General features: G+C 46.8%; 6 protein-coding genes. All 6 read right to left on the bottom strand.

The annotated features are described in order from the left end of the window. Window positions 1-512, bottom strand: a 512-nt coding sequence (locus B7988_RS06935; RefSeq protein ID WP_170930568.1) for a transposase, incomplete at its 3' end; no start/stop codon positions are given. 203 nt (window positions 513-715) lie between these two features. After that, entirely contained in the window at window positions 716-1,900 is a 1,185-nt protein-coding gene (locus B7988_RS06930) for a UDP-N-acetyl glucosamine 2-epimerase (RefSeq protein WP_088657349.1), read from the bottom strand. Window positions 1,901-1,980: 80 nt separating this feature from the next. Continuing rightward, on the bottom strand, window positions 1,981-3,189 hold the full coding sequence (locus B7988_RS06925) for a capsular polysaccharide biosynthesis protein CapF (RefSeq protein WP_088657348.1): 1,209 nt from the start codon (window positions 3,187-3,189) through the stop codon (window positions 1,981-1,983). Beyond that, window positions 3,190-4,242 carry a polysaccharide biosynthesis protein gene (locus B7988_RS06920; RefSeq protein ID WP_088657347.1) on the bottom strand — a complete coding sequence of 351 codons (1,053 nt, stop codon included), beginning with the start codon at window positions 4,240-4,242 and terminating at the stop codon, window positions 3,190-3,192. 274 nt (window positions 4,243-4,516) lie between these two features. Further along, on the bottom strand, window positions 4,517-5,692 hold the full coding sequence (locus B7988_RS06915; protein WP_170930567.1) for a polysaccharide pyruvyl transferase family protein: 1,176 nt from the start codon (window positions 5,690-5,692) through the stop codon (window positions 4,517-4,519). After that, window positions 5,689-6,927: a Coenzyme F420 hydrogenase/dehydrogenase, beta subunit C-terminal domain gene (locus B7988_RS06910; protein ID WP_088657345.1), complete on the bottom strand. Its 1,239-nt coding sequence runs from the start codon at window positions 6,925-6,927 to the stop codon at window positions 5,689-5,691. Before B7988_RS06910 ends, B7988_RS06915 begins: the two co-directional genes overlap by 4 nt. Window positions 6,928-6,936: the final 9 nt, after the last annotated feature.

The raw sequence follows: 6,936 nt of genomic DNA, 5'->3' as shown, positions 1-6,936 counted from the left end.
CCGCCCCAGCTGCGCTTCAGGTAGATGCCGTCAACGAACACGTAGGGGTATTCCCCGCCTATGGCCCTGTTTCGCCATTCCTCGATCTTGCCGTATACCTTCTGGTTCAGGTTGCTCACCGTCGAAGCACTCACGCGAGAGCCCCACAGGAGCTCCGTGACGTCTTCCACGCGGCGCACGGATACTCCCGCCAGGTACATCTCGATGAGAGACTCCTCCACGGACGATTCCCTGCGCCTGTAGCGCTCGATGATGGCGGTCTCGAACGGGGCCAGGCGCAGCTTGGGTACGGACAGGTCGACCTCTCCGGCGGAAGTCAGAAGCTTGCGGTGGTAATGACCGCTGCGGTAGTTCCTGCGCTCGTCTGTCCGCTCATGCCTTTCCGCGTTGCACAGCTCCGCGGCTTCCTCGTCCAGCATCGTGTTGAGGGTTTCCTCGATGGTCTTTCTAATGACTCCTTTCAGGTCGTTCTTGAGATTTTCCTCGTCAATTTTGATTATATTGTTATCCATAGGATGCTCTTCTTTTAGGTTGATTTGTGGTTATTTCAAATCTAAAAATTGGAACATCCTATTTTTTTACCCCCTTAGAGGAATTTGCGAAAGAAAATATACGTTACCTTTTAAATCGAGTTTTTGCCCTTAAATTTTTTGCGCAAAAAGGAGATCCCCGGTCATGCCGGGGATGACTCAGGACGCGCGACGTTCTTACGCCCCTACCCTTTCCGCCAGACCATTTTGTCAACGATGCCGGTGTAGCTCTGGATAATCTTCACGACCTTGGTGGAGACGTTTTCTTCGATGTAGTCCGGCACGGGGATGCCGTAGTCGCCGTTCTTGTTCATCGTAACAGCGGTATCGACAGCCTGAAGCAGCGACTTCTCGTCGATTCCCGCGATAAAGAAGCATGCCTTGTCAAGCGCTTCGGGGCGTTCCGTGCTGGTGCGGATGCAAATCGCCGGGAACGGATGCCCCACGCTCGTAAAGAAGGAGCTTTCTTCGGGCAGGGTACCGCTATCGCTCACGACGGCAAAAGCGTTCATCTGCAGGCAATTGTAGTCGTGGAAACCGAGCGGTTCGTGCTGAATCACGCGCTTGTCGAGCTTGAAGCCCGATGCGGCAAGGCGGTTACGGCTGCGCGGGTGGCAGCTGTACAGAATCGGCATGTCATACTTCTCGGCCATCTTGTTGATAGCGGTAAAGAGGCTCGTGAAGTTCTTCTCGGTGTCGATATTCTCTTCGCGGTGGGCGCTGAGCAAGATGTACTTGCCCTTTTCGAGCCCGAGGCGCTTGTGGATATCGCTGGCCTCGATTGCAGACAAATTCTTGTGCAGAACTTCGGCCATGGGGCTGCCCGTAACGTAGGTGCGTTCCTTGGGCAAGCCGCAATCGGCCAGGTAACGGCGGGCGTGCTCGGAGTAGGCCATGTTCACGTCGCTGATGATGTCCACGATGCGGCGGTTGGTCTCTTCGGGCAGGCACTCGTCCTTGCAGCGGTTGCCCGCTTCCATGTGGAAAATCGGGATGTGCAGGCGCTTGGCCGCAATGGCAGAAAGGCAGCTGTTGGTGTCGCCGAGAATCAGCAAGGCATCGGGCTTGCAAGCCACCATGAGCTTGTAGCTGCAGTTGATGATATTGCCGACGGTTGCGCCGAGATCGTCACCCACGGCGTCCATGTAAACTTCCGGATCCTTGAGACTCAGGTCCTTGAAGAACACGCCGTTCAGGTTGTAGTCGTAGTTCTGGCCCGTATGCGCGAGGATGCAGTCAAAGTACTTACGGCACTTGTCGATGACAGCCGCAAGGCGGATGATTTCGGGGCGGGTTCCCACGATAATCAGGAGTTTCAGCTTGCCGTTGTCGGCAAATTTCACGTCGGTGTAATCAGTCTTAATCTGCATATTCTTTTTCCTAGATCCTTCGACTCCGCGCTACGCGCTTCGCTCAGGATGACACATTATATTTCGCTTTGGATGACGCGTTAGGATTGCACTACTTTCTCCCCAAATGTATCCGGATGGTTCGGGTCAAAGGACTCGTTGGCCCACATGACGGTCACAAGGTTCTCGGTCTGCGAAAGGTTGATGATGTTGTGGGTGTAGCCGGGCAGCATATGCACCGCCTCGACCTTGTCGCCGCTCACCTCGAATTCCATCACCTCATCGGTGCCAATTTTGCGTTCCTGAATCAGAGCGTGGCCGCTCACCACAATGAAAAATTCCCACTTGCTGTGGTGCCAGTGCTCACCCTTGGTGATTCCCGGCTTGGACACGTTCACGCTGAACTGTCCGCAATTCACCGTCTTCAAAAGTTCGGTGAAACTGCCGCGGGCATCCACGTTCATCTTGAGTGGGAAGCACACCTTTTCCTTGGGTAAATAGCTCAAATAAGTGGAATAGAGCTTCTTCGCGAAGCTGTTATTCGGGATTTCGGGCATCACCAGTGTATTGGGCTGATCGTGGAAAACCTTCAGCAAATTCACGATCTCGCCAAGCTTAATCTTGTGGACCGTCGGAACGGCGCAATAATGGCCATCTTCCTTCAGTATAGTCTCCACGCCGTCAAACTCGGCATGGTGTTCCCCGCCCTGCAAGGCGGCAATCATCTCAGCGACCAGGTCGTCGATGTAGAGCAGTTCCATGTCCACATTCGGGTCGTTCACCTGGATGGGCAAATCGTTCGCGATGTTGTTGCAGAATGTCGCCACAGCACTGTTGTAATTGGGGCGGCACCACTTGCCGAACAGGTTCGGGAAACGATACACCAAGACGCGGGCACCCGTCTCACGACCATATTCAAAGAACAGCTCCTCGCCCGCCTTCTTGCTGCGGCCGTACTCGCTGTTACCAAAGCGGCCTGCCAGTGTCGCCTGGATACTGCTGCTGAGCATCACCGGGCACTTGTTCTTGTGGCGTTTCAAGGTTTCGAGCAAAGATCCTGCAAAATCACAGTTCCCGGCCATGAACTCGCTGTTATCCTTGGGACGGTTCACGCCGGCCAGGTTGAACACGAAGTCTGCATGTGCACAATACTCATCCAACTCACTCAACTTGGAATCAATGTCGTAGGCATAAATCTCGCCCACCATAAGCCCCGCATGGGTACGGTCCTTGCCGTCGCGGATACTCTCGAGCGCAGCCACCAGGTTACGCCCCACAAAACCCTTGGCACCGGTAACGAGGATATTCATCTACTTCCCCATCTTGGCCAGCTCTTCGCGGATGTAGCTCAAGGTGAGGAGCTTTTCCTTGACCTGTTCCACGTCCAAGAGCTTGGTGTTGCTGGAGTTGAACTCGGTGAGCGTGTTGCGTTCCGTGTCACCCTTGCTAAAGTACTTGTCGTAGTTCAGGCCTCGCTTGTCGCAGGGCACGCGGTAGAAGTTGCCGAGGTCGATAGCGTGGGCGCATTCCTCGTTGGTGAGTAGCGTCTCGTACATCTTTTCGCCGTGGCGGATACCGATGACCTTGATGGCGTTCTTGTCGCCGCCGAACAGTTCGCACACCGCCTCGACCTGGGTCTGGATGGTGCAAGCCGGAGCCTTCTGCACCAATATGTCGCCGCTTACACCGTTCTCGAAGGCGAACAGCACAAGGTCCACCGCCTCGTCCAGGCTCATGATAAAGCGCGTCATGGAACCCTCGGTGATGGTGATGGGCTGGCCCGCACGAATCTGGTCGATCCACAGCGGAATCACGGAACCACGGCTGCACATCACATTGCCGTAGCGCGTGCAGCAAATCTTCGTCTTTTCGGGGGCAACCGTGCGGGACTTCGCCACGATGACCTTCTCCATCATGGCCTTGCTCGTGCCCATGGCGTTCACCGGGTAGGCCGCCTTGTCGGTGCTCAGGCACACCACGTTCTTCACGCCCTCTTCGATTGCAGCCGTGAGCACGTTGTCGGTCCCGAACACGTTGGTCTTCACCGCCTCCAGCGGGAAGAACTCGCAGCTGGGCACCTGCTTCAGGGCCGCCGCGTGGAAAATGTAGTCCACCCCGTGCATCGCGTTCTTCACGCTAGCGAGGTCGCGCACGTCGCCGATGTAGAACTTGATCTTGTCGGATGCCTCGGGGCACTTGGCCTGGAACTCGTGGCGCATGTCGTCCTGTTTCTTCTCGTCGCGGCTGAAAATGCGGATTTCGCCGATATCCGTCTGGAGGAAGCGGTTGAGCACGGCATTGCCGAAGCTGCCCGTGCCACCGGTAATCAGGAGGGTCTTGCCACAGAAAATGGAATTTGCCATAAAAGGTCCTTTTCTAAATATTTTCAAAGCAAAATTTAACAAAATTGTAAATGATTTTTAAGTAGAAAGATTCTTAATATCTTGCTTATGCCAATAATAAATCAGTCTCCTTTCTCATTAGTAAAATGTTTCCACAATCCTCTTTCAAATAATCACACACTTTTTTATCCTTACTTAGTTTTCTGCATTGAATTCAGTTTTCTAGATGTTTTTTCTAGCGATTTGCATACATTGCCTCGCAATTCAGTCGTTTCACCGCATAATTTTTTTACACTCATTTCACCAACAGAAGTGATTTTTTTAGTAAATCAATAGAACGATTTCTATATTGATTCAAAATTCGAGTAGAATCCATATAATCAACATTTTCAATTTTTGTCGAAAGACTTTGCGTTTCCCAGAAAACATTATTTTCAAGATTAAGCATACGCACAATCGTCAGCATTCGACTATTTTCTTCGTCACAATTGTCTAAATAAAGATAAAAAGACTTTTTGAAATTTATTGAGAATAGCAACGCATGATAACTATTTGTAACCACACACTTTGCATGTTTAATTAGCCATAAAAAACCTTCTGGCGAAACAGCGTACAGTTCTTCTGCACCTTTATACTTTTTAATATCCGGTGGACAAAAAGAACGTTTAAGCACAACCATTTTACATCCATTTTTTTTCGCCAATTTATACGCTTGATTAAAAATTTTATAAGAACTATTAAGAGAATATACAAAAATAAACTCGCCCCGAATATTCATTTCACCACGCTGAATCAAACTTTCATATTCGACTTCATCCAAAAGTAATGTCGGGTCTAAAACAAACTCTGCATCATCACGTCCCATAGAATTACAAATATCAACACCTTCTCGTTCCCTCATTAACAAACAATCAAATGAATTGACAATTTTCTTATATTCATCAAACATTTCATTTGAAAATGACGTTATTCCAAAACTAGCTGCATAAGAAAGTTTTTTGTTTGTATACGACTTTAAACCAAAAACGTCCTGATTACGCACTTTGACACCATTCCATACTTGATCTGACCCAACAACAATAGCATCATATTCCTCTAATACCCCATTTCGAACATCATTGCATGTATATTTTTGGGTGGTATATGGAATTAAGCTAATAAGATAATCGAATAATTGAGAGCGTTTCTGTTCTTCTTCAGAGTGATTTACAGCATTTATTTTCTTTAATTCATATCGCCATCGTAAATAATTGAACAAATATACAAAACCATTCAATCCATAGGATCGAAAAATTTTTTTTATTGTTTGAACATAGTTTAAATGGCAATCAATCCACGTTGGTTCTAGATTAATCACCTCAATTTTATATTTCCCTAAAGATATTCTGTTCAAAACTTTTGCCAAAGCAAAAGACTGGAGCCTCGTACCATAATTTTGAAACACTAAAGTCAATACTCCTATCTTTTTCATGTCTTTATTTTCCTCATTAAACATTTTACCATCTGTTTTAACCTACTTAATCGTCGAATATTTTTTTCCCCAAAAACAAGCCACCTCAATTGCATAAAATATTTTTTTCCTAATGGAAAATATTTTTTCTGCGTCTCCGCCCAACTATGCTGGCATAAATATGCTAAAGCTTCGTCATTCCTTGACGGTTTTTTGCTGCAATAAAGTCCACCATTTGTGGCAAATTCACTCCATTTTCTGTCAACCATATTTAACTGATCGGAACACTCCTTCAATAGAGATTGACCTTTGTCTGTATTTACAATTATAGCAGAAACCCCTTTCTCATAGTCAGAAATATCGAATTTTTCTTTGTTACCAATCCTCCAAAAATCGGCTACAGTAATATCGGAAAAATATCCCAAATCATGTTCCTTAAATTTGCATGTGTAACATGACTCTCGCATAAAAAATTCCTTAAAAAAAGCATTATAATATTCATTTTTATTGAGAAAACAATATTTTTTCCCTTTTGTTGTTTGTAAAAGAAGCAAAAGCCCACAACGCCAGCCTCGAATTTTCGTTCTGAAATTGCAGTCAATAACTTTCGTTTTGTGTAACGCCTCATACTCGGCAAGGTACTTTTGAAAAATTGCCTGCGAAGGGACTCCCTGACATAAAACATCTAACGTATATAAATTATCGTAGGACTGTTTGAGAAATGAGCGTAAACCTGCAATTTGGCATGGAGTACCACAAAAAAGGACTGATTTTCCTTTTCGTAAAAAGGACTCTGTTAGCGAATATGATTCTCCAATATCACTCTGGACATACTTAGAACGTCTCAAGGAATCAAGTTCCTCAACACATTCAATATACACATGTGCAAGACGCATGTCCTTTTGCCAAGCCGCCCCAAAGACGATTCCACCTTTTTTGAGCACATTGCTGGCAATGGTGGAAAAAATTCCACCCGAAGAACTTTTCATACGAATCTCTGGATTTTTACTCCATGCGGCTATTACAGATGTCGCCCCTTTATGGCAATTGCCTATTTTGTTTTGATGATTTAAAATTGGACATACATCCATACACATTCCACATGATTTACATTTGCGGAAATCAATTTCAGGATATAAGAAGCCATTTAAATTTTTTACACTTATAGCATTGGCTTTACATCTCTGTTTACATGCCATACAGCCGGTGCATTGAGATTGATTACAAAGATGTATTTTTTTTCCCAATCCTGACATAATTTATTT

This window comes from Fibrobacter sp. UWB1 (genome assembly GCF_002210325.1).
In the GTDB taxonomy this organism is placed as follows: Bacteria; Fibrobacterota; Fibrobacteria; order Fibrobacterales; family Fibrobacteraceae; genus Fibrobacter.
The sequence above is the reverse complement of the archived record's forward strand: the minus strand, read 5'-3'. Positions and strand labels throughout refer to the sequence as shown.